This window comes from Streptomyces sp. DH41 (assembly GCF_029813785.1).
Taxonomy (GTDB): domain Bacteria; phylum Actinomycetota; class Actinomycetes; order Streptomycetales; family Streptomycetaceae; genus Streptomyces.
The window spans coordinates 169,387-190,429 of the sequence record NZ_JARVKY010000019.1; the positions used below are offsets into that span (position 1 = coordinate 169,387).

Genomic DNA, 21,043 nt, shown 5'->3' on the forward strand with positions numbered 1-21,043 from the left:
GGCCACGACATCCTCAACGGTCCACTCTCTCACCCGTGCCGGACGGGTCGGCGCTTTCCGCTGCGGTGTCCGGTGTCGGGTCACTCGGCTGCTCCGGGTCGCCTGCCCGAGGGTGTGCCTCGGACTCCTTGTGGGGACGTTCGCCGGGGTCTTCCGGGTTCTCCGGACCGGCCTCGGAGTCCTCGGAGACCTTCGAGTCCTCGGGCTCCTCCGCCTCGCCGGTCTCGTTCTTCTCGGCGTCGCGGGCCGCGGCCCGCTTGCGCTGCGTGTACATCCGGAAGCCGGCGAGGACGAGCAGCAGGACACCGCCGCCGATGACGAGCATCACCGTGGCGGTGATCTCGGTGACCTTCACGTCGAAGGTGACGGGCTCGCCGTACTTCCGCCCGTCCATCGTGTACAGCTGGGCGATCACCGTCGCCCGGCCGTTGGCGTTGGCCGACGTGGTGAACTTCACCGACTGGCTGTGGCCGCCGGAGACCGAGATCGGCTGCTCTTCGTAGTCGGCGCCGTCGATCTCGAGGCGCGTCGGGTTCGTCGAGGTGAGCCGCAGGACCAGGGGGCCGACGTCCTGCACCAGGTTGTTCTGCACCGTCACGGGGATCGTGGCGCTGCGACCGGAGAGCTTCGTCTCCGACTTCTCGATGAGTTTGACCCGGCCGGTCAGCCCGTCGAGGTACGACTTCACGCCGGTGCGGTAGGACTCCGCCTCGTCGGCCCGGCCTCGCCACGACGCGGACATCTCCCGGTTCAGGGCGCGTCCGAAGGGGGTCGCCACCCGGGACGGGTCCGACAGGACGACCTTGAAGTTGTCGAGCGTGTCCTGTGTACGGGCGATCTGCAGGAACGCCGACCGGGGCAGCTCCTTCCTGCGCAGCGCCGCGGGATAGGAGGAGGCCGCCGGCACCTTCGTGGTGGCGTCCGGGTCCGGCTTGGCCGCCGCGGCCGCCGCCAGCTTCTGGGTCTCGGACCAGGTGCCGTCCTGCAGCGCCCGCAGCGCCTCGGCCATCGCGCGTGCCTGGCTCCCGGAGGGCATGCGCTGCGGGGCGATGACGACGCTGCGCTGCGTGCCGGTCTGGAGGTTCAGGGCGAGGCTCTGGGCGAGGAACCGCTGTACCGCGAGCGTGGACGCGGAGGCCTTCGTCAGGTCCCCTTCGAACGCCCTGGACATCCGGGCGTCCGCGACGACGGCCGTCGTGCCTCCCCCGATGGGGCGGGCCGCGGAAGGCGTGTAGGGCAGGCCGCTGGTCTCCTTGAGGCTGTCGCTGCGGGCGATCACCTTGTCGGCGCCCGCGGAGGTGGCGACCTTGACGATCGACCGGTCGACGGCGCCGTCCACGGGCCAGGCGAAGTCGGTGCTGGGCTTCACGTGGAGGATCGGCCCGACCGTGTCGTCGATGACGTCCGTGGCGCTCTTCAGCTGGTTCAGCGAGCCGGTGACGTCCGTGCCGTTGTGGGCCAGGGAGGCCAGGTCCGGGTCGGCGTAGGGCAGGGCGACGACCTCCTCGTCGGCCACCGCGTCCTGCAGCTCGGCAAGCCACTGTTTGGCGACCGCCTGATGGGTGCCCGCGACGGTCTTGTCGCCGTCCCGGACGCTGTAGCTGCCCGTCATCGCGTCGACGGAGGCCAGCAGGTCCGGGTCGACCACCCAGGTGACGTCGAGGTCCTTGCCCAGCGTCACCATCTGGTTCAGGCGGCCCCCGGGGGAGATCTCCTTGGCCAGGTCGTCGTTGAGGAAGACCGGCGTCTGCTCGTCGTTCGGTCCGGTCTCGGCGGCCATGTGGGTGGTCGACACGAGCGGCCACAGAGCCGTCGTCTTCGTCCTGGGGTCGGCCCCGTCGGGCTGCCAGGGCAGGAAGGTCCGCTGGATGCCGAGGATCTGCTCCCACGGCTGCGCGGAGGTCTCACCGGAGAGCGAGACGGCGAATTCGTAGACGCCGTCCCCGCCGAGGTCCAGGTCGTCGACCGGCACGGAGATGTTGAAGTGCTCGGCGACACCGGGGGTGAGCTTGTCGAACTTCTCGGTGTACTTGTCGTCGATCTCCGGGGCGATGGACCCCTGGAGATCGTCACTGTCCTTCGCGATCGCGTCGAGGGACGAGCGGGTGTTGACCTCGGGTCCCACACGCAGGCCCACGTGTGCGTCGGTGACGGTCTGCTTGCCGTTGTTCGTCACGGTGCCGGACACGGTCACCGTGTCCCCGTCCGTGGGCGCGGAGGGGGTGAGCGAGTCGACGGCGACGGCCACCGAGCCCGAATCGGCGTCGGCCTTGGCGGCGGACTGCCCGTCGGCGTGTGCCGGGCCCGCGGCCGGCAGCTGGACCAGTCCGGCCAGCAGTGGAGTCCCGGCGAGCAGCGCCGTGGTGCGCCGTAGCCACCGGCGGGCAGGTGAGGGACTGGTCCCCTGGAAGTCTGCCGCCTCGGCCACGCGCTCGCCCGTCCCTCGTCGTCGTCAGTGGTCGTCGGAATGTGCGTCCACGCATGGTAACGATGCGCGCCGAGGGGAAGTGCCGCGGAGTACGCCACAAGATCCGCCACGGTGCGGAGCCGCACCGTGTGTGCGTCTACAAAGGTAGCGCCGTGGAAGTGGGGGATCCGGTGTGTGATCACTCCGATCAACGGGGGCGCCGGTGTCCGCCCGGGCCACGTACCCTGTTCTGTTGTGCCGAACGCCAACGAACTCAGCCCCAGTGCCCCCAGCCAGGAGCAGCGTCGCGCGGTGAGTGAACCGCTGCGGGTGGCCCCTGTCGCCGACGACCTCGCCCGCCGCTTTCAGGAGGCCGGGTTCTCTCTTGCCCTGGTGGGCGGCTCGGTCCGGGACGCGATGCTCGGCCGGCTCGGCAACGACCTGGACTTCACGACGGACGCCCGCCCGCAGGACGTCCTGAGGATCATGCGGCCCTGGGCGGATGCCGTCTGGGAGGTCGGGATCGCGTTCGGCACGGTGGGGGCGCAGAAGGAGGCCCGCGTCGGTGACGCCGATCGGAGCTGGCAGATCGAGGTGACCACCTACCGGTCGGAGGCGTACGACCGCACCTCGCGCAAGCCCGAGGTGTCCTACGGAGACTCCATCGAGGAAGACCTCGTCCGGCGGGACTTCACTGTGAACGCCATGGCGGTCGCGCTTCCGGAGAAGAAGTTCATCGATCCGTACGGCGGCCTCGACGATCTCGCGGCGCGTGTGCTGCGTACTCCGGGCACCCCCGAGGAGTCCTTCTCGGACGATCCGCTCCGGATGATGCGGGCCGCGCGCTTCGCCGCGCAGCTGGACTTCGAGGTGGCTCCCGAGGTGGTCGCGGCCATGAAGGACATGGCCGGACGCATCGACATCGTCTCGGCCGAGCGGGTCAGGGACGAGCTGAACAAGCTGATTCTCTCCCCTCACCCGCGCAAGGGTCTGTCCTTGCTGGTGGAGACCGGCATCGCCGAGCGGGTCCTGCCGGAGCTGCCGGCGCTGCGCCTGGAGCGGGACGAGCACCACCGGCACAAGGACGTCTACGACCACACGCTCATCGTCCTGGAGCAGGCGATGGACCTGGAGAGCGAGGGCCCCGACCTGACCCTCCGCCTGGCCGCCCTGCTGCATGACATCGGAAAGCCGCGTACACGCCGTTTCGAGACGGACGGCCGGGTCTCGTTCCACCACCACGAAGTGGTCGGGGCGAAGATGACGAAGAAGCGCATGACGGCGCTCAAGTACTCCAACGACCTGGTGAAGGACGTCTCCCGCCTGGTCGAGCTGCACCTGCGTTTCCATGGTTACGGCACGGGTGAGTGGACGGACTCGGCGGTCCGCCGGTATGTCCGGGACGCCGGTCCGCTGCTCGACCGGCTCCACAAGCTGACCCGTTCGGATTGCACGACCCGCAACAAGCGCAAGGCCTCGGCGCTCTCGCGTGCGTATGACGGCCTGGAGGAGCGGATCGCGCAGCTGCAGGAGCAGGAGGAGCTGGACGCGATCCGTCCGGACCTGGACGGCAACCAGATCATGGAGATCCTCGGTGTCCGCCCCGGGCCGGCCGTCGGTCAGGCCTACAAGTACCTGATGGAGCTCCGCCTGGAGAACGGGCCCATGGGGCACGACGCGGCCGTGGCGGCGCTCAAGGAGTGGTGGGCCGAGCAGGAGGCGTGAGTCGTGGACCGGGGTCATGTTTCACGTGAAACGTGGCCCCCGCTGACCAGGCGTGAGGGTTCGGGCATGCGAAGGGGCGGTGTTTCCCGTGAAACACCGCCCCTTGCGCGTCCGAGACCTCTGTCCTACTTCTTGTAGTCCTTCAGGCAGAGCAGGAAGTCGCTGCCGCTACCGCTCTCGGTGTACGAGTACTGGAAGTCCTTGGCCTTTTCCGAGCACTTGCTCTCGGCGGTGAGGGCGGAGTAGGAGCCCTCGATCTTGGCCAGCACTTCGTACTGGGCCTTCGCGTCACCGCAGTCGACGACCTCGAGGTCCGGGTCGCTGTCGCTGCTGCTGCCGCGGTGCATGCAGTCGCCGACCGCTGCGGTGGTGGCGTCGTCCCGGCTGGCGAGGTAACCACCCACGGCCACGCCGACGACGATCACGGCGATGACGATGTTCTTGATCGTCTTGAAGCTCAGCTTGCGGGCCGGCTGCGGCGGGACCGGGGCGTACGGTGCACCCTGCTGGGGGAAGCCGGGCTGGCCAGGCTGCTGCGGGAGCCCCGGCTGGCCCTGGGCGTACGGGTTCTGTCCCTGCGGCTGCTGCGGAGCCTGCGGCTGGCCCTGGGCGTACGGGTTGCCCTGAGGCGGTGGAGTGGTCACTGGGGGTCCCCCTGAAACATAGGTGCGTGTCGCGAGCATGACGCGAATAAGACGCACGTAAGCTACCGGGTTCCGCTGACATCCCTGTAGCCCGTTGGGGCTCTGTGTCACTGATGTGACACTTACTGAGTGTCAAACCGGGCCATAGCCGCCGCAACCGCTCCGTAGATCGCGGCGACTGTCACGATCAGCGTCACCGATCGGCCGTCCGGCGGCAGCATCAGCGCGGCCACCCCGGCGGCGCCGACGAAGGCGACGTTGAACAACACGTCGTAGACGGAAAAGATCCGGCCACGGAACGCGTCGTCGACCGAGGACTGCACGACCGTGTCGGTCGCGATCTTCGCTCCCTGCGTCGTCAGGCCCAGGACGAACGCGGCCGCGAGCAGCGGCACGGTGGCGAACGGCAGACCGAGCGCCGGCACCAGCACCGTGGCGGCCGCGGCGCACACGGCCATCCAGCGGCCGGGCCCGAGCCGCCCCGCCGCCCACGGGGTGATCACCGCGGCCGCGAAGAACCCCGCGCCGGAGACGCCCAGCGCCAGACCGAGGAGGGCGAGCCCCTCGTCCGTGTCCGAGGTCAGGGTGTACCGGCACAACATCAGCAGCATGACCAGCAGGGCGCCGTAGCAGAACCGCATCAGCGTCATGCCCGCGAGCGACCAGGCCGCTTCCCGGCGTGCGGGTGCGGCGAGATGACGTACTCCCGCCACCAGGTCGCGGGCGGTGCCGGCGAGGGCGGAGGCCAGCCGGGGCGGCACGAGCGTGCGGTCGGGGCCCAGCAGTTCCACGGCGATGCGCAGCGAGGCCAGTGCCCCGCACAGGTACAGGGCGGCCCCGAGCAGCACCACGGCGGCATCGGAGTCCGCGAACACGAGGCGTACGACGAAGGCGAGCCCGCCGCCCGCCGTCGCGGCGAGGGTGCCGGCGGTCGGGGAGAGCGAGTTGGCGATCACCAGACGCTCGGCGTCGACCACGCGCGGCAGTGCGGCGGACAGACCCGCGAGGACGAAGCGGTTGACGGCGGTGACGCAGAGGGCCGAGACGTAGAAGAGCCAGTCCGGGACGGAGGCGAAGATCAGCACGGCTGTCACCGAGGCCAGCACGGCCCGCAGCAGGTTGCCGTACAGGAAGACCTGGCGGCGGCGCCAGCGGTCCAGCAGGACGCCGGCGAAGGGGCCGACCAGGGAGTACGGGAGCAGCAGGACCGCCATCGCGGAGGCGATCGCGGCGGCCGAGGTCTGTTTCTCCGGTGAGAAGACGACGTAGGTGGCGAGCGCGACCTGGTAGACGCCGTCGGCGCCCTGGGAGAGCAGGCGTACGGCGAGCAGGCGCCGAAACCCTTCGAGGCGCAGCAGGACGCGCAGGTCACGGACGACGGCCATGGGGCACAGCCTCACATACGGGAAGGGTCCCCGGGTCACGCGACCCAGGGACCCTCGGCGGACCGGAGTCCGGGGTTGTCAGCGCTCGACCTCACCCGCGATGAACTTCTCGACGTTCTGACGGGCCTCGTCGTCGAAGTACTGGACCGGCGGGGACTTCATGAAGTAGCTCGACGCCGACAGGATCGGGCCGCCGATGCCGCGGTCCTTGGCGATCTTCGCCGCGCGCAGGGCGTCGATGATGACACCGGCCGAGTTCGGGGAGTCCCAGACCTCGAGCTTGTACTCCAGGTTCAGCGGGACGTCACCGAACGCGCGGCCCTCCAGGCGGACGTAGGCCCACTTGCGGTCGTCCAGCCAGGCCACGTAGTCGGACGGGCCGATGTGGACGTTGTCCGCGCCCAGGTCCCGGTCGGGGATCTGGGAGGTGACGGCCTGCGTCTTGGAGATCTTCTTGGACTCCAGGCGCTCGCGCTCGAGCATGTTCTTGAAGTCCATGTTGCCGCCGACGTTCAGCTGCATCGTGCGGTCCAGGACGACGCCCCGGTCCTCGAACAGCTTCGCCATGACGCGGTGCGTGATGGTGGCGCCGACCTGCGACTTGATGTCGTCGCCGACGATCGGGACGCCCGCCTCGGTGAACTTGTCCGCCCACTCCTTGGTGCCGGCGATGAAGACCGGGAGGGCGTTGACGAAGGCGACCTTGGCGTCGATGGCGCACTGGGCGTAGTACTTCGCCGCGTCGTCGGAGCCGACGGGCAGGTAGCAGACGAGGACGTCGACCTGCTTGTCCTTGAGGATCTGGACGATGTCGGCCGGGGCCTCGTCGGACTCCTCGATGGTCTCGCGGTAGTACTTGCCGAGACCGTCGAGCGTGTGGCCGCGCTGGACCTGGACGCCGCTGTTCGGCACGTCGCAGATCTTGATGGTGTTGTTCTCGGAGGCGCCGATGGCGTCCGCGAGGTCGAGGCCGACCTTCTTGGCGTCCACGTCGAAGGCGGCGACGAACTCGATGTCACTGACGTGGTAGTCGCCGAACTGGACGTGCATCAGGCCCGGGACCTTGGACGCCGGGTCGGCGTCCTTGTAGTACTCGACGCCCTGTACCAGCGATGCGGCGCAGTTGCCCACACCGACGATGGCTACGCGAACCGAACCCATTCCGGTTGCTCCCTGTGTGTACGAGTGAGGCCCTGACTGGGCGCTCACGTGGCGGTGTCGCCGGGCGTATCCGGCCGGGGGTCGTCCCCGGGCCGGGGCAGGCCGCCCGTCGCTCCAGATGTCGTGTCCTGTTGAGCGGTCCCCTCGGCGGCGGGACCCCGCAGGTCCCGCCCCGCCCGCTCGCTCTCGATGAGCTCGTTCAGCCAGCGCACTTCACGCTCCACGGACTCCATTCCGTGGCGCTGGAGCTCAAGCGTGTAGTCGTCGAGCCGCTCCCGGGTGCGAGCCAGGGAGGCCCGCATCTTCTCCAGGCGCTCCTCCAGCCGGCTGCGCCGGCCCTCGAGCACGCGCATGCGTACGTCACGCGACGTCTGCCCGAAGAACGCGAAGCGAGCGGCGAAGGTCTCGTCCTCGTAGGCGTCCGGGCCCGTCTGTGAGAGGAGTTGCTCGAAGTGTTCCTTACCGTCGGCCGTCAACCGGTAGACGATCTTGGCGCGGCGTCCCGTGAGGGAAGCGGCCGCCTCGCCGACGTTCCCCGGTTCCTCGATCAACCAGCCGTTGGCGACCAGCGTCTTGAGGCAGGGGTAGAGCGTTCCGTAGCTGAACGCCCGGAACACACCCAGTGACGTGTTGAGCCGTTTGCGCAGCTCATAGCCGTGCATCGGGGATTCGCGGAGCAGGCCGAGTACGGCGAACTCGAGGATGCCGGAACGCCGGCTCATCGTCGCCTCCTCTCGTCCTTATGCCGCGCTGATGTATCGACTCGATACATCAGAACGATAGAACGAGCTTCCGCGTGCGACAAGAGGGGGCTTGGTGAACGGGATCACATCCGGGTTTCATCCTGAGCAAGTTGCCTGATTTGAGGTGAACTTCGAGTCTCGGGGGTTTTGGCGGTGCGTAGTCTGTGCGCCATGCAGACCACCGGGAACCGCGTGACGCCTGGGGACGTCCCTGTCCCTGGTGCGGTACGGGTGAATGCGGAAGGGGCCGCATCCGTACTTCGGGGGGACCGGAAACCAGCCGCCTTTACCAGGCGCGCAAAGGTGCGCCTGCCCGAGGAGTAGTCGTTCGATGAGCGAGCACCGTCGCAAACCGCCGCAGCCGCAGGGAGGCGGACGTGCCGCGGCCCGACGCGGCCAGTCCGGCTTGTCCTCCGGCCGCCGTGCGGCACCGCGAGGCGCCACAGGGTCTCCGTCCGGCTCGTACGGTCCGGAGGACGAGGAGCGTCCGTACGGGAGTCGCGCCGAAGCCCGGCGCGCGGCACAGCGCAGCGGAGGCGGCCGCCGCAGAGCGGCCGAGCAGGGTCCCGGAGGCCGGCGAGCCGCTCCCGGCGGCCCGGCAGGGGCCGGACGAGGCCGCGCGGTCGCGTCCGGCAAGAAGCGGATGATCGATTACCCGCGCCGTGACAAGGACGGGTGGCACCGCTGGGTGCCGTCCTGGAAGCTCGTCTCCGGCCTGTGCATCGCGTTCTTCGGCACCATGGTGACCGCCGCGGGCATCGCCTACGCCATGGTGGGGGTACCCGTCGTCGACGAGACCGCCACGGCGCAGAACAACGTCTACTACTGGGCCGACGGCAGCCAGATGGTCGCCACGGGCGGTGAGCGCAACCGTCAGAGCGTCGACCTCGCACAGATTCCCAAGGAGATGCGCAACGCCGTCATCTCCCAGGAGAACAAGACCTTCTACTCCGACAGCGGCATCGACCCCAAGGGCATCGCCCGCGCCGTGTTCAACATGGCCAAGGGCGGTGACACGCAGGGTGGCTCCACCATCACCCAGCAGTACGTGAAGAACGCGATGCTCAACGACCAGTCGCAGACGATCTCCCGCAAGGTCAAGGAGATCTTCGTCTCGATGAAGGTCGGCACCGAGGTGTCGAAGGACGAGATCCTCGAGGGCTACCTCAACTCCGCGTACTACGGCCGCGGCGCCTACGGGATCCAGGCCGCCGCGCGGGCGTACTTCAACGTGGACGCCGTCGACCTGAACGCGGGACAGTGCGCTTTCCTGTCGGCGATGCTCAAGGGGGCCACGTACTACGACCCGGCGGGCGCGACCTCGATCGACCCGGCCGCGACTCCGGAGGCCAACAAGGAGCGCGCCCAGCGGCAGATGCAGGACACCCTGAACAAGATGGTGGAGTACGGACACCTGAGTCAGGAGGAGCGGGCCAAGCACAGTGAACTCCCCGCCGTGCAGAACCCGCGGTCGAACTCGCAGCTGGGCGGTCAGATCGGCTACCTCGTCGATCTCGCCAAGGCTTCCGTGATCAAGACCGGCAAGGTCACGGACAAGCAGCTGGAGAGGGGCGGCTACTCGATCCACACGACCTTCGAGAAGAAGAAGGTCGATGACCTCGAGGCCGCGGTGCAGAAGGTCTACAAGGAGAACATCGATCCGAAGAAGCGCCCCGACAAGGACACCCACGTCCAGTTCGGCGGGGCGTCGGTGGATCCCGAGACCGGTGCCATCAAGGCCGTTTACGGCGGCCAGGACGCGACCAAGCACTTCACCAACAACGCCGACGTGACCGGTGCCCAGGTCGGTTCGACGTTCAAGCCCTTCGTGCTCGCGGCGGCGATGAACTGGGGCGTGCGCGATCCCGACCTCGGTCCGGAGCAGGCCAAGGAAGAGCGCACGGTCGTCTCCCCGAAGAGCCTCTACAGCGGCAAGAACGACCTCAAGATCAAGGAATACGACGGGACGATCTGGAAGAACGAGGACGGCGAGCAGTGGCTGCAGGAGAATGACGGCAAGGAATCGCTCGGCGACCCGCCGGACTACAAGATCGACCTTCGTGAGGCGATGCGTCAGTCGTCGAACTCCGCCTTCGTGCAGCTCGGCATGGATGTCGGTCTGGACAAGGTGAAGGAGGCCGCCATTGACGCGGGCCTCCTCGAGGGCAGCCTGGCGGGCGCCGGCTACCCGTCGTTCTCCATCGGCGTCTCGTCGCCGAGCGCCATCCGTATGGCGGACGCGTACGCCACCTTCGCGGCCAGTGGCAAGCAGAGCGAGCCCTACTCCGTGACCAAGGTGACGAACAAGAGCGGCACGATCTACACGCACACGGTCAAGTCCGAGCGAGTGTTCACGGCTCAGGTCGCGGACAACGTCACGGACCTTCTGAAGACCGTCGTCGAGGAGGGCACGGGTAGCGCTGCCCAGCTGCCCGGCCGCGAGGTGGCGGGCAAGACCGGTACCACGGACGGCAACAAGTCCGCCTGGTTCGTCGGCTACACCCCGCAGCTGTCGACCGCGATCAGCATGTTCCGCTACCCGGACGACGAGTCCGTGAAGAAGCGGGAGTTCCTCGAGATGTACGGAACGGGCGGCCAGAAGAAGATCCACGGTGCGTCGTTCCCGTCCGAGATCTGGAAGGACTACATGGAGGACGCGCTGAAGGACACGAAGGCGGAGAAGTTCCCGAAGCCGGAGCCCATCGGCGAGGTCGTCAACGACACACCGCCGCCCAGCCCCTCCCCCTCGCCCTCGCCTTCCGCCTCCGAGACGGAGGAGACGAGCCCGTCACCGAGCCCGTCGCCCAGCAAGACGGAGACCAGCCCCTCACCGTCCGCGTCGGCTTCGACGTGCGACAGGTGGGACTACTGGAACTGCGAAAACGGCAATGACGGCGGTGATGGCAACGGCGGCAATGACGAGGGCGGGCCGGACGGAAGTCAGTCACCGTCCCCGACGAGCAGTGAGACAGAGGGAGACGGCGACAGCAACGGCACCGGTAACAACCAGGGGAACACGATCTGGGGCCAGAACGGCTAGCCGTCGGAACGACCGTCATGGGCGTTTCACGTGAAACGCCCGTAGGTTTCACGTGAAACCGGGGCCGCCGCATCCACGAGGTGCGGCGGCCCCGGTGTATTCCCAGGTGCGTACGGCAGGATGTGCCCATGCCCAGTGCAGAATCGACGCCAGCGAGCGTGCACGATCCGGACCCGATGCGGCCGACCAGGGAGGACACGGTCGCCGCGGCCGGCAGCGAGCTGATCGGCGGTCCTCTCGGCCGACGTGCCTTGCTCGGGACGTCCTGGTGGACGCCCGTGCGGGTGATCGCACTCGTGGCGATCGGCATGTTCGCCCTCGGACTGGTCCAGAAGGCACCCTGCTACAACGGTGCCTGGTTCTTCGGCGCCAGCTCCCAGTACACGCACGCCTGCTACTCGGACATCCCGCACCTCTACCAGGGGCGTGGGTTCGTCGACGGGCTCGTGCCGTACTTCGACAAGCTCCCCGGCGACATGGAGTACCTCGAATACCCGGTGCTGACCGGTGTCTTCATGGAAGTCGCGTCCTGGCTCACACCGGGCAGCGGCACCATCCAGCACCAGGAGCAGTGGTACTGGATGGTCAATGCCGGACTGCTCATGGTGTGCGCGGCCGTCATCGCCGTCTGCGTGACCCGCACGCACACCCGGCGCCCCTGGGACGGCCTACTGGTCGCCCTCGCGCCCGCCTTCGCGCTGACCGCGACCGTCAACTGGGACCTGCTGGCGGTCGCTCTCACCTCCGCCGCGATCCTGATGTGGTCACGAGGGCGTTCCCTGGCCTTCGGTGTTCTCCTGGGGCTGGCCACGGCCGCGAAGCTCTACCCCTTCCTGATCCTCGGCCCGTTGCTCGTGCTGTGCTGGCGGGCGGGCAAATGGCGGGAGTTCGGAAAGGCCCTGGGGGGCGCGGTCGTCGCCTGGCTCGTGGTGAACCTGCCGGTGATGCTGTTCGCCTTCGACGGATGGTCGAAGTTCTACACGTTCAGCCAGGAACGCGGCGTCGACTTCGGCTCCTTCTGGCTGATCCTGGTCCAGAACACCGACAACCCGCCCAGCACGGAGACGGTCAACACCCTCGCCACGCTCCTGATGCTGCTGTGCTGCGGCGGCATCGCGGCACTCACGCTGACCGCCCCGCGGCGTCCCCGGTTCGCCCAGCTCGCCTTCCTGATCGTCGCGGCCTTCATTCTCACCAACAAGGTCTACTCACCGCAGTACGTGCTGTGGCTGGTGCCGCTGGCCGCGCTGGCACGGCCGAAGTGGCGCGACTTCCTGATCTGGCAGGCGTGCGAGGTGGCCTACTTCCTGGGCATCTGGATGTACCTCGCGTACACGACCAGCGGCGACGCCCACAAGGGCCTGCCGACGGACGGCTACCACTGGGCCATCGGCGTGCACCTGCTGGGAACGCTCTTCCTGTGCGTCATGGTCGTGCGCGACATCCTGATGCCGGACCGGGACCCGGTCCGGCGGAAGGGGGACGACGACCCGTCGGGTGGTGTGCTCGACGGTGCGGAGGACGTCTTCCTCCTGGGGCCCGCAGCCCATACCGAACAGCCCGCAGCCCACTTCGAGGGGCCACGGGTGAGATGAGGCGGGAGACAGCGGACGGGCCGTTCGCTCTGAGCGAACGCGCGTAAAGGCCGTACACGGAAGCACCGTGTACGGCCTTCTCCCAGCGGCTGAGCTAGCGGTCGAGGATCCGGTCGAACTGCGTGGTGGTGTGCCGCAGGTGGGCCACCAGCTCGTCACCGACCTGGGGCTCCGGCGCGTCCGAGGGCACGAACAGGATCGACACCTGCATGTGCGGCGGCTCCGCGAACCAGCGCTGCTTGCCGCCCCAGACGAACGGCGCGAGATTGCGGTTGACCGTGGCGAGGCCGGCCCGGGCGACACCCTTGGCGCGCGGCATGACGCCGTGCAGCGCCTTCGGGGCCTCCAGGCCCACCCCGTGCGACGTACCGCCCGCCACGACCACCAGGAAGCCGTCCGAAGCGGCCCTCTGCTGCCGGTAGCCGAAACGCTCGCCCTTGACGACGCGCGTGACGTCCAGGACCGCACCGCGGTACTCCGTGGCCTCGTGGTCCCCCAGCCACAGGCGGGTTCCGATCCGGGCGCGGAACCGGGTCTGCGGGAACTGCTGCTGGAGCCGGGCCAGCTCGTCCGCCTTGAGGTGACTGACGAACATCGTGTGCAGCGGCAGCCGGGCAGCGCGCAGCCGGTCCATCCAGCCGATGACCTCCTCGACGGCGTCCGAGCCGTCGGTACGGTCCAGCGGCAGATGGATGGCGAAGCCCTCCAGCCGGACGTTCTCTATGGCGGCGTGAAGCTGCGGCAGGTCCTGCTCGCTGATGCCGTGCCGCTTCATCGAGGACATCACCTCGATGACCACGCGCGCGCCCACGAGGCCGTACACGCCGTCGATGGACGACACCGAGCGCACGACCCGGTCCGGGAGCGGTACGGGCTCCTCGCCACGCCGGTACGGCGTAAGGACCAGCAGGTCACCGCCGAAGAAGTCCTTGATCCGGGCGGCCTCGTACGTCGTGCCGACGGCCAGCACGTCCGAACCCAGCCGCGTGGCCTCCTCCGCCAGCCGCTCGTGCCCGAAGCCGTAACCGTTGCCCTTGCAGACCGGGACCAGCCCGGGGAACTGCTCCTGCACGTGCTTGTGGTGCGCCCGCCAGCGCGCGGTGTCGACGTAGAGCGTGAGCGCCATGGCCGGACCTGGGACCTTTCTCGTGGCTGCGGTGTGCTGCGGTGTATCGAGGGGGAAAGCGTTGGTGGAGCTCGGGATGCTGTCACCGACGCTACTGGAGCCAGGAGCGTCGGGCAGGGGGATCAGCGACGCGACATGTAGATGTCGAGTGCCTTGTGGAGCAGCTTGTTCAGTGGGAAGTCCCACTCGCCGAGGTACTCGGCCGCCTGCCCGCCCGTGCCGACCTTGAACTGGATCAGACCGAAGAGGTGGTCGCTCTCGTCCAGGGAGTCGGAGATGCCGCGCAGGTCGTAGACGGTGGCGCCCAGGGCGTAGGAGTGGCGCAGCATGGCCCACTGCATCGCGTTCGAGGGCCGGACCTCACGGCCGATGTTGTCGGAGGCGCCGTAGGAGTACCAGACGTGGCCGCCGACGATCAGCATGGTCGCCGCCGACAGGTTCACCCCGTTGTGCCGGGCGAAGTACAACCGCATGCGGTTGGGGTCCTCGTTGTTGAGGGCCGCCCACATGCGCTGGAAGTACGACAGCGGGCGCGGCCGGAAGCGGTCGCGCACGGCGGTGATCTCGTACAGGCGCTGCCATTCCTCGAGGTCGTGGTAGCCGCCCTGGACCACCTCGACGCCGGCCTTCTCGGCCTTCTTGATGTTGCGGCGCCACAGCTGGTTGAAGTTCTTGTGGACCTCTTCCAGGGAGCGGTTGGCCAGCGGCACCTGGAAGACGTAGCGGGGCTGCACGTCACCGAAGCCGGCGCCGCCGTCCTCGCCCTGCTGCCAGCCCATGCGTCGCAGCTTGTCGGCCACCTCGAAGGCGCGCGGCTCGATGTGGTCGGCCTCGATGTCGCGCAGGCGCTTGACGTCGGGGTCCTGGATGCCCTTCTTGATGGACGTGGCGTCCCAGCGGCGGATGATCACCGGCGGGCCCATCTTCACCGAGAAGGCGCCCTGCTGCTTGAGGTGCGCCAGCATGGGCTCCATCCAGTCCTGCAGGTTCGGCGCGAACCAGTTGATGACCGGGCCCTCGGGGAGGTAGGCGAGGTAGCGCTTGATCTTGGGCAGCTGCCGGTACAGGACCAGGCCCGCGCCGACCAGCTCACCGGTCCGGTCGTCGAACCAGCCGAGGCTCTCCGAACGCCACTCCGCCTTCACGTCTGCCCATGCCGGGACCTGCATGTGACTCGCCGACGGCAGGCTCTGGATGTAGGCCAGATGCTGCTCGCGACTGATGGTCCTCAGGGTCAGGCTCATTCGGGGCGCTCCTCGGGCTGGTGTGTCCCCATGGGTACAGGGGCTCCGGCTCTCGCGCGAAGCCTACTGCGCCCTGTGAGCGCCCCGTTCGGCGTACGGGTGTAAGGCGGAGGGAAGGGTGTCCGGTGGGCGGGCGGCCGAGGGGTCCGGCTCCGGGGCTCAGCCGAAGAAGCCGCCGTGGTTCATACCGAGGTACAGACCGAACGCCGAGGCTCCGAGACCCAGGACCAGACCGAAGCGCTCGCGCGTCGTCGCCGAGATGAGCTGGCCGTATCCGCCGGTCAGGACCCCGAGCAGCCCGGCCCAGGAGGTCAGGATGTGGAGCCCTCGGAAGCTCGCGGTGGCGAGGGTGAGGACCGCGAGCACCAGGGTCACGGCGAGCAGCGTGTCCTGGAGAGGGTGCGGTTTGCCGTCGGTGGCCAGCAGGCCGGTCCGGGGCTTGGCGGGTCGCATGATCTGTGCCATGGGGAACCTCCTGCCAAAGGCAGTGCGTCTTCGCCCTTCACATCCGCTGAGTACCGATTGTGTCCCCTCCTCACCGGATTTCAACCGCAAGCCGGTGGCCGGGTACTCTGTACCTTCTGCACTGGTGTCTCCTGCCGGCCACGGGCCGGGCCACCTCCTCGGAGGAGGCCCGATTGTCAGTGGGTCCTGGTTTACTCGTTGATACCGGTGCCAACGCATCGCAACCCTCCTGCCACGGAACGACCGTGGCCGCTGAGTCCAAAGGAGGTGGGTTCCACATGCGTCACTACGAGGTGATGGTCATCCTCGACCCCGATCTCGAGGAGCGTGCTGTCTCCCCGCTGATCGAGAACTTCCTCTCTGTCGTCCGTGATGGCGGCGGAAAGGTCGAGAAGGTCGACACCTGGGGCCGTCGTCGTCTCTCGTACGAGATCAAGAAGAAGCCCGAGGGCATCTACTCGGTCATCGACCTGCAGGCCGAGCCTGCGGTCGTCAAGGAGCTCGACCGGCAGATGAACCTGAACGAGTCGGTCCTCCGGACCAAGGTCCTCCGTCCCGAGATGCACTGAGCCCTTCCGCTCAGCCGATCCCGGGATCCGAGTAGCAGCACAAGCAGCCAGCAGCAAACCCGCCGAGAGGTTCCCCCATGGCAGGCGAGACCGTCATCACGGTCATCGGCAATCTTGTCGACGACCCCGAGCTGCGCTTCACCCCGTCCGGTGCGGCCGTCGCGAAGTTCCGTGTCGCGTCGACTCCCCGCACCTTCGACCGCCAGACGAACGAGTGGAAGGACGGCGAAAGCCTCTTCCTCACCTGCTCGGTCTGGCGTCAGGCGGCGGAGAACGTCGCCGAGTCGCTCCAGCGAGGCATGCGCGTCATCGTGCAGGGCCGGCTGAAGCAGCGGTCCTACGAGGACCGTGAGGGCGTCAAGCGCACGGTCTACGAGCTGGACGTCGACGAGGTCGGCGCCAGCCTGCGCAGCGCCACGGCCAAGGTCACCAAGACCTCGGGTCGCGGTGGCCAGGGCGGTTACGGCGGCGGTGGCCAGCAGGGCGGCGGCCAGGGTGGCGGCGGCTGGGGCGGCGGCCCCGGCGGTGGCCAGCAGGGCGGCGGCGCTCCGGCCGACGACCCCTGGGCGACCGGCGCTCCCGCCGGTGGCCAGCAGGGCGGTGGCGGCCAGGGCGGCGGCTGGGGCGGCGGCTCCGGCGGCGGTGGCGGCTACTCGGACGAGCCCCCCTTCTAGGCGGGCTCAACTCACACTTCTTGATCACACAGGAGAAACATCATGGCTAAGCCGCCTGTGCGCAAGCCGAAGAAGAAGGTCTGCGCATTCTGCAAGGACAAGGTCACGTACGTGGACTACAAGGACACGAACATGCTGCGGAAGTTCATTTCCGACCGCGGCAAGATCCGTGCCCGCCGCGTGACCGGCAACTGCACTCAGCACCAGCGTGACGTCGCCACGGCCGTGAAGAACAGCCGTGAGATGGCGCTGCTGCCCTACACCTCCACCGCGCGATAAGGGAAGGGTGACCGAATCATGAAGATCATCCTCACCCACGAGGTCTCCGGCCTCGGTGCCGCGGGCGACGTTGTCGACGTCAAGGACGGTTACGCTCGCAACTACCTGATCCCGCGGAAGTTCGCCATCCGCTGGACCAAGGGCGGCGAGAAGGACGTCGAGCAGATCCGTCGTGCTCGCAAGATCCACGAGATCCAGACCATCGAGCAGGCCAACCAGGTGAAGGGCCAGCTCGAGGGCGTGAAGGTCCGCCTGGCCGTCCGCTCCGGCGACGCCGGTCGTCTCTTCGGCTCCGTCACCCCGGCTGACGTCGCTTCGGCGATCAAGGCCGCTGGTGGTCCCGAGGTCGACAAGCGTCGCATTGAGCTGGGCTCGCCCATCAAGACGCTGGGCGCCCACGAGACGTCTGTGCGTCTGCACCCCGAGGTGGCCGCCAAGGTCAGCATCGAGGTCGTCGCAGCCTGAGCCTTGCTCTCGCTGAAGCGATGAGATGGGGCCGCATCTCCCAGTAGGGAGATGCGGCCCCATCTTCGTGGCCGTGTTTCACGTGAAACATCGTGTTTCACGTGAAACGGTCAGCGCGTCGCGCCCGTGACGATCCAGTGACTCGATCGCGTGCGCAGCCACAAGGTCACCAGGCGCATGGCCATCATCAGTGTCATGGCCGCCCACAGTGCGGTGAGCCCACCGCCGAACGTCGGGACGAGAAGCGCCGCGGGAGTGTAGACCGCCAGGGTGAGCAGCATCGCCCAGGCCAGGTACGGGCCGTCGCCCGCACCCATGAGAACGCCGTCCAGGACGTAGACCACCCCGCAGATCGGCTGCGATACGGCCACGATCACAAGAGCGGGCAGGGCGGTGTCCTTCACCGCGGAGTCGCCGGTGAACAGAGGCAGGAACGCCGGACGTGACAGCACCACGAGCAGACCGAGTACGACGCCGACCGCGACGCCCCACTCCACCATCCTGCGGCAGGCGTCGCGGGCTCCCTGGGCGTCGCCGGCTCCGAGATAGCGCCCGATGATGGCTTGCCCTGCGATGGCGATGGCATCGAGGGCGAAGGCGAGCAGACTCCACAGGGACAGGATGATCTGATGGGCCGCGATGTCGGCGTCACCGAGGCGAGCCGCCACGGCCGTTGCGATCATCAGGATCGCACGCAGCGAGAGCGTACGAACCAGCAGCGGCACTCCAGCCTGGGCGGAGGCCCGGATACCGGCGATGTCGGGGCGCAGCGAGGCGCCGTGCCGGTGTGCCCCGCGGACCACCACCCACAGGTACACCGCGGCCATACCGCACTGGGCGATGACGGTGCCCCAGGCGGAGCCCGCGATGCCGAGGCCGGCGCCGTAGACGAGTACGACGTTGAGGACGGCGTTGGCGACGAAGCCGGCGATGGCGACGTAGAGGGGGGTGCGGGTGTTCTGCAGTCCTCGCAGGACACCGGTCGAGGCCAGCACGACGAGCATGGCGGGGATGCCGAGGGCGGAGATCCGCAGATACGTGACGGCATAGGGGGCCGCGGTGTCCGAGGCGCCGAAAAGGTCCACGAGGGACGGTGCCGTGGGAAGTACCACGGCGATGACGGCGGCGCCGAGCAGCAACGCCAGCCAGATGCCGTCCATGCCCTGGCGGATCGCGGATGGCAGGTCGCCCGCGCCGACGCGCCGCGAGACGGCCGCCGTGGTGGCGTAGGCGAGGAAGACGAAGACGCTGACGGCTGTGGTGAGCAGCGCCGAGGCGATGCCGAGTCCGGCGAGCTGTGCGGTGCCGAGGTGGCCGACGATCGCGCTGTCGGCCATGACGAAGAGGGGCTCGGCGACGAGCGCGCCGAAGGCCGGAACGGCGAGCGCGACGATCTCTCGGTCGTGCCGACGCCGTGCGGTCCGGGAGCGCGCGGGGGCCTGTGTCATGAGCACCAATCTAATCGTCCACAGGTAAGAGATGCAAAGCTTTCGCAACCCTTACGTGTCGTCTCGCCACGTGTGCTTCCGGGCACGGTGAGAAGCGATCTTGATCCAAGCGGGAAAGTTTTTCTCCTGCACAGGGAGTGGATGGCAAAGGCGCAGCTCAGAGTGGGTTTCCAAGTGAGGTCGGGAGCTTGTTCACAGGGCTGTCCACCGAGTCGTGCACAGGTTTCGACGAGTTCTCCACAGCATCTGGCCAGTCGTCCACATGGCCTGTGGATAACCAGATTGGCTGACGGTGCCGGCAGGCCTACGGTGGTCCGGCGCATGCTCCGTTCGTCGGCTTGTGAATCGACACAAAACCGACGCGTCAGAACCGGAGTTGGGCGTCCTATTTGTCAGTGCCGTGCCGTAGAAATGAGGGCACGGCGAGGTCCGCTCGGCGGACGGGAGGAGGTGGCTCGGTGAGCATTTCCGAGCCCTTGGACGACCCGTGGGCCGACAGCGGTCCCAGTGATCGTCTGCCCGCCTCCCGCCGCCGCGGTGACGGAGGCCGCGGCCGCGACGATCAGCACGAGCGCGGTCCGGATCACGCCGCGTGGGACGGCGGCGGACCGTCGTTCGAGCGGGTACCACCGCAGGACCTGGATGCCGAGCAGTCCGTCCTCGGCGGCATGCTTCTGTCCAAGGACGCCATCGCCGACGTCGTCGAGATCCTCAAGGGCCACGACTTCTACAAGCCGGCCCACGAGACGGTCTACCAGGCCATCCTCGACGTCTACGCCAAGGGCGAGCCGGCCGACCCCATCACGATCGCCGCCGAGCTCACCAAGCGCGGTGAGATCAACAAGGTCGGCGGTGCCTCGTATCTGCACACCCTCGTCCAGACCGTGCCTACGGCAGCGAACGCCGCGTACTACGCGGAGATCGTGCACGAGCGCGCCGTCCTGCGCCGCCTGGTGGAGGCCGGCACACGGATCACGCAGATGGGATACGCGGCCGACGACGACGTCGATGAGATCGTCAACCGTGCCCAGGCCGAGATCTACGCCGTCACCGAGCAGCGCACCAGCGAGGACTACCTGCCGCTCGGCGACATCATGGAGGGTGCGCTCGACGAGATCGAGGCGATCGGGTCGCGCAGCGGCGAGATGACCGGTGTGCCGACAGGGTTCACGGACTTCGACTCGCTGACCAACGGCCTGCACCCCGGCCAGATGATCGTCATCGCGGCGCGTCCCGCCATGGGTAAGTCGACCCTCGCTCTGGACTTCGCGCGGGCCGCTTCGATCAAGAACAACCTGCCGAGCGTGATCTTCTCGCTCGAAATGGGGCGCAACGAGATCGCGATGCGTCTGCTGTCCGCCGAGGCCCGTGTCGCGTTGCACCACATGCGGTCGGGCACGATGACGGACGACGACTGGACCCGTCTGGCCCGCCGGATGCCGGATGTCTCGGCGGCTCCGCTCTACATCGACGACTCCCCGAACCTGTCGATGATGGAGATCCGCGCCAAGTGCCGTCGTCTCAAGCAGCGCAACGACCTCAAGCTGGTCATCATCGACTACCTCCAGCTGATGCAGTCCGGCGGTTCCAAGCGCGCGGAGAGCCGTCAGCAGGAGGTGTCGGACATGTCTCGTAACCTCAAGCTCCTGGCCAAGGAGCTGGAGCTCCCGGTCATCGCGCTGTCTCAGCTGAACCGTGGCCCCGAGCAGCGCACCGACAAGAAGCCGATGGTCTCCGACCTCCGTGAGTCCGGCTCGATCGAGCAGGACGCAGACATGGTCATCCTGCTGCACCGCGAGGACGCCTACGAGAAGGAGTCGCCGCGTGCGGGCGAGGCCGACCTGATCGTGGCCAAGCACCGTAACGGCCCGACGGCGACGATCACCGTTGCCTTCCAGGGCCACTACTCGCGTTTCGTGGACATGGCGCAGACCTGATCCCCGGCGGTGTAGGGTCTCAAATTTCGTGTCGGAATCTCACGGTCGATGTCGGATTGAAGTCGGATCCGACACTGAGCTGAGATTCACAGGTCGCTGCCGTACCTCGTTCGAGTGAAAGCATTGCTGGTGTGCT

Annotated in this window: 17 protein-coding genes; 8 read left to right on the top strand and 9 right to left on the bottom strand. The window is 68.0% G+C overall.

The window, feature by feature from the left end; all coding sequences use genetic code 11:
- Nucleotides 1-13: 13 nt before the first annotated feature.
- Nucleotides 14-2,428 (bottom strand): DUF6049 family protein, encoded by a 2,415-nt coding sequence (locus QC283_RS27865; protein WP_279564454.1) that lies wholly within the window; start codon nucleotides 2,426-2,428, stop codon nucleotides 14-16.
- Nucleotides 2,429-2,662: 234 nt separating this feature from the next.
- Here QC283_RS27865 and QC283_RS27870 point away from each other — a divergent pair, with 234 nt between their 5' ends.
- Nucleotides 2,663-4,132, top strand: a complete 1,470-nt coding sequence (locus QC283_RS27870; RefSeq protein ID WP_279564455.1) for a CCA tRNA nucleotidyltransferase — start codon at nucleotides 2,663-2,665, stop codon at nucleotides 4,130-4,132.
- Between the two features lie 125 nt (nucleotides 4,133-4,257).
- Here the strand turns inward: QC283_RS27870 and QC283_RS27875 are convergent, their stop codons facing one another.
- The 4 genes from QC283_RS27875 to QC283_RS27890 all read right to left on the bottom strand — a co-directional run bounded on the left by QC283_RS27875 (nucleotide 4,258) and on the right by QC283_RS27890 (nucleotide 8,044).
- Complete coding sequence (locus QC283_RS27875; protein ID WP_279564456.1) at nucleotides 4,258-4,776, bottom strand: LppU/SCO3897 family protein; 519 nt, start codon at nucleotides 4,774-4,776, stop codon at nucleotides 4,258-4,260.
- A gap of 122 nt (nucleotides 4,777-4,898) precedes the next feature.
- Nucleotides 4,899-6,161: an MFS transporter gene (locus tag QC283_RS27880; protein WP_279564457.1), complete on the bottom strand. Its 1,263-nt coding sequence runs from the start codon at nucleotides 6,159-6,161 to the stop codon at nucleotides 4,899-4,901.
- Nucleotides 6,162-6,239: 78 nt separating this feature from the next.
- On the bottom strand, nucleotides 6,240-7,322 hold the full coding sequence (locus QC283_RS27885) for an inositol-3-phosphate synthase (protein ID WP_279564458.1): 1,083 nt from the start codon (nucleotides 7,320-7,322) through the stop codon (nucleotides 6,240-6,242).
- Between the two features lie 44 nt (nucleotides 7,323-7,366).
- Nucleotides 7,367-8,044, bottom strand: a complete 678-nt coding sequence (locus QC283_RS27890; protein WP_279564459.1) for a PadR family transcriptional regulator — start codon at nucleotides 8,042-8,044, stop codon at nucleotides 7,367-7,369.
- A 664-nt stretch (nucleotides 8,045-8,708) separates the two neighbouring features.
- Between QC283_RS27890 and QC283_RS27895 the strand changes: the two genes are divergently transcribed.
- Together QC283_RS27895 and QC283_RS27900 are read left to right on the top strand one after the other, a co-directional pair.
- Nucleotides 8,709-11,105 carry a transglycosylase domain-containing protein gene (locus QC283_RS27895; protein ID WP_279564460.1) on the top strand — a complete coding sequence of 799 codons (2,397 nt, stop codon included), beginning with the start codon at nucleotides 8,709-8,711 and terminating at the stop codon, nucleotides 11,103-11,105.
- Nucleotides 11,106-11,233: 128 nt separating this feature from the next.
- A complete protein-coding gene (locus tag QC283_RS27900; RefSeq protein ID WP_279564461.1) occupies nucleotides 11,234-12,700 on the top strand; it encodes a glycosyltransferase family 87 protein in 1,467 nt (488 codons plus the stop codon).
- A 94-nt stretch (nucleotides 12,701-12,794) separates the two neighbouring features.
- On the opposite strand, the gene QC283_RS27905 is transcribed toward QC283_RS27900, so the two are convergent.
- From QC283_RS27905 to QC283_RS27915, 3 genes are all read right to left on the bottom strand, one after another.
- Nucleotides 12,795-13,826, bottom strand: coding sequence for an alanine racemase (locus QC283_RS27905; protein ID WP_279564462.1), 1,032 nt, complete (start codon nucleotides 13,824-13,826; stop codon nucleotides 12,795-12,797).
- A 122-nt stretch (nucleotides 13,827-13,948) separates the two neighbouring features.
- On the bottom strand, nucleotides 13,949-15,070 hold the full coding sequence (gene femX / locus QC283_RS27910) for a peptidoglycan bridge formation glycyltransferase FemX (protein WP_279564463.1): 1,122 nt from the start codon (nucleotides 15,068-15,070) through the stop codon (nucleotides 13,949-13,951).
- Nucleotides 15,071-15,229: 159 nt separating this feature from the next.
- Nucleotides 15,230-15,535 (bottom strand): hypothetical protein, encoded by a 306-nt coding sequence (locus QC283_RS27915; protein WP_279564464.1) that lies wholly within the window; start codon nucleotides 15,533-15,535, stop codon nucleotides 15,230-15,232.
- A 278-nt stretch (nucleotides 15,536-15,813) separates the two neighbouring features.
- On the opposite strand from QC283_RS27915, the gene rpsF reads away from it, so the two are divergent.
- From rpsF to rplI, 4 genes are all read left to right on the top strand, one after another.
- Nucleotides 15,814-16,104, top strand: a complete 291-nt coding sequence (gene rpsF / locus QC283_RS27920; RefSeq protein WP_077798159.1) for a 30S ribosomal protein S6 — start codon at nucleotides 15,814-15,816, stop codon at nucleotides 16,102-16,104.
- A 77-nt stretch (nucleotides 16,105-16,181) separates the two neighbouring features.
- On the top strand, nucleotides 16,182-16,778 hold the full coding sequence (locus tag QC283_RS27925) for a single-stranded DNA-binding protein (RefSeq protein WP_279564465.1): 597 nt from the start codon (nucleotides 16,182-16,184) through the stop codon (nucleotides 16,776-16,778).
- A 42-nt stretch (nucleotides 16,779-16,820) separates the two neighbouring features.
- Nucleotides 16,821-17,057 (top strand): 30S ribosomal protein S18, encoded by a 237-nt coding sequence (gene rpsR / locus QC283_RS27930; protein WP_003949403.1) that lies wholly within the window; start codon nucleotides 16,821-16,823, stop codon nucleotides 17,055-17,057.
- An 18-nt stretch (nucleotides 17,058-17,075) separates the two neighbouring features.
- Complete coding sequence (gene rplI, locus QC283_RS27935; protein WP_121747978.1) at nucleotides 17,076-17,522, top strand: 50S ribosomal protein L9; 447 nt, start codon at nucleotides 17,076-17,078, stop codon at nucleotides 17,520-17,522.
- Between the two features lie 110 nt (nucleotides 17,523-17,632).
- On the opposite strand, the gene QC283_RS27940 is transcribed toward rplI, so the two are convergent.
- On the bottom strand, nucleotides 17,633-18,970 hold the full coding sequence (locus QC283_RS27940) for an MATE family efflux transporter (RefSeq protein WP_279564466.1): 1,338 nt from the start codon (nucleotides 18,968-18,970) through the stop codon (nucleotides 17,633-17,635).
- Nucleotides 18,971-19,428: 458 nt separating this feature from the next.
- Here QC283_RS27940 and dnaB point away from each other — a divergent pair, with 458 nt between their 5' ends.
- Nucleotides 19,429-20,907, top strand: coding sequence for a replicative DNA helicase (gene dnaB / locus QC283_RS27945; protein WP_279564467.1), 1,479 nt, complete (start codon nucleotides 19,429-19,431; stop codon nucleotides 20,905-20,907).
- Nucleotides 20,908-21,043: the final 136 nt, after the last annotated feature.

Coding starts and splice junctions, on each gene's coding strand:
- QC283_RS27880 (WP_279564457.1), bottom strand. CDS start 6,161: ATGGCCGTCGTCCGTGACCTGCGCGTCCTGCTGCGCCTCGAAGGGTTT.
- QC283_RS27885 (WP_279564458.1), bottom strand. CDS start 7,322: ATGGGTTCGGTTCGCGTAGCCATCGTCGGTGTGGGCAACTGCGCCGCA.
- QC283_RS27890 (WP_279564459.1), bottom strand. CDS start 8,044: ATGAGCCGGCGTTCCGGCATCCTCGAGTTCGCCGTACTCGGCCTGCTC.
- QC283_RS27895 (WP_279564460.1), top strand. CDS start 8,709: ATGATCGATTACCCGCGCCGTGACAAGGACGGGTGGCACCGCTGGGTG.
- QC283_RS27900 (WP_279564461.1), top strand. CDS start 11,234: ATGCCCAGTGCAGAATCGACGCCAGCGAGCGTGCACGATCCGGACCCG.
- QC283_RS27905 (WP_279564462.1), bottom strand. CDS start 13,826: ATGGCGCTCACGCTCTACGTCGACACCGCGCGCTGGCGGGCGCACCAC.
- femX (WP_279564463.1), bottom strand. CDS start 15,070: ATGAGCCTGACCCTGAGGACCATCAGTCGCGAGCAGCATCTGGCCTAC.
- QC283_RS27915 (WP_279564464.1), bottom strand. CDS start 15,535: ATGGCACAGATCATGCGACCCGCCAAGCCCCGGACCGGCCTGCTGGCC.
- rpsF (WP_077798159.1), top strand. CDS start 15,814: ATGCGTCACTACGAGGTGATGGTCATCCTCGACCCCGATCTCGAGGAG.
- QC283_RS27925 (WP_279564465.1), top strand. CDS start 16,182: ATGGCAGGCGAGACCGTCATCACGGTCATCGGCAATCTTGTCGACGAC.
- rpsR (WP_003949403.1), top strand. CDS start 16,821: ATGGCTAAGCCGCCTGTGCGCAAGCCGAAGAAGAAGGTCTGCGCATTC.
- rplI (WP_121747978.1), top strand. CDS start 17,076: ATGAAGATCATCCTCACCCACGAGGTCTCCGGCCTCGGTGCCGCGGGC.
- QC283_RS27940 (WP_279564466.1), bottom strand. CDS start 18,970: ATGACACAGGCCCCCGCGCGCTCCCGGACCGCACGGCGTCGGCACGAC.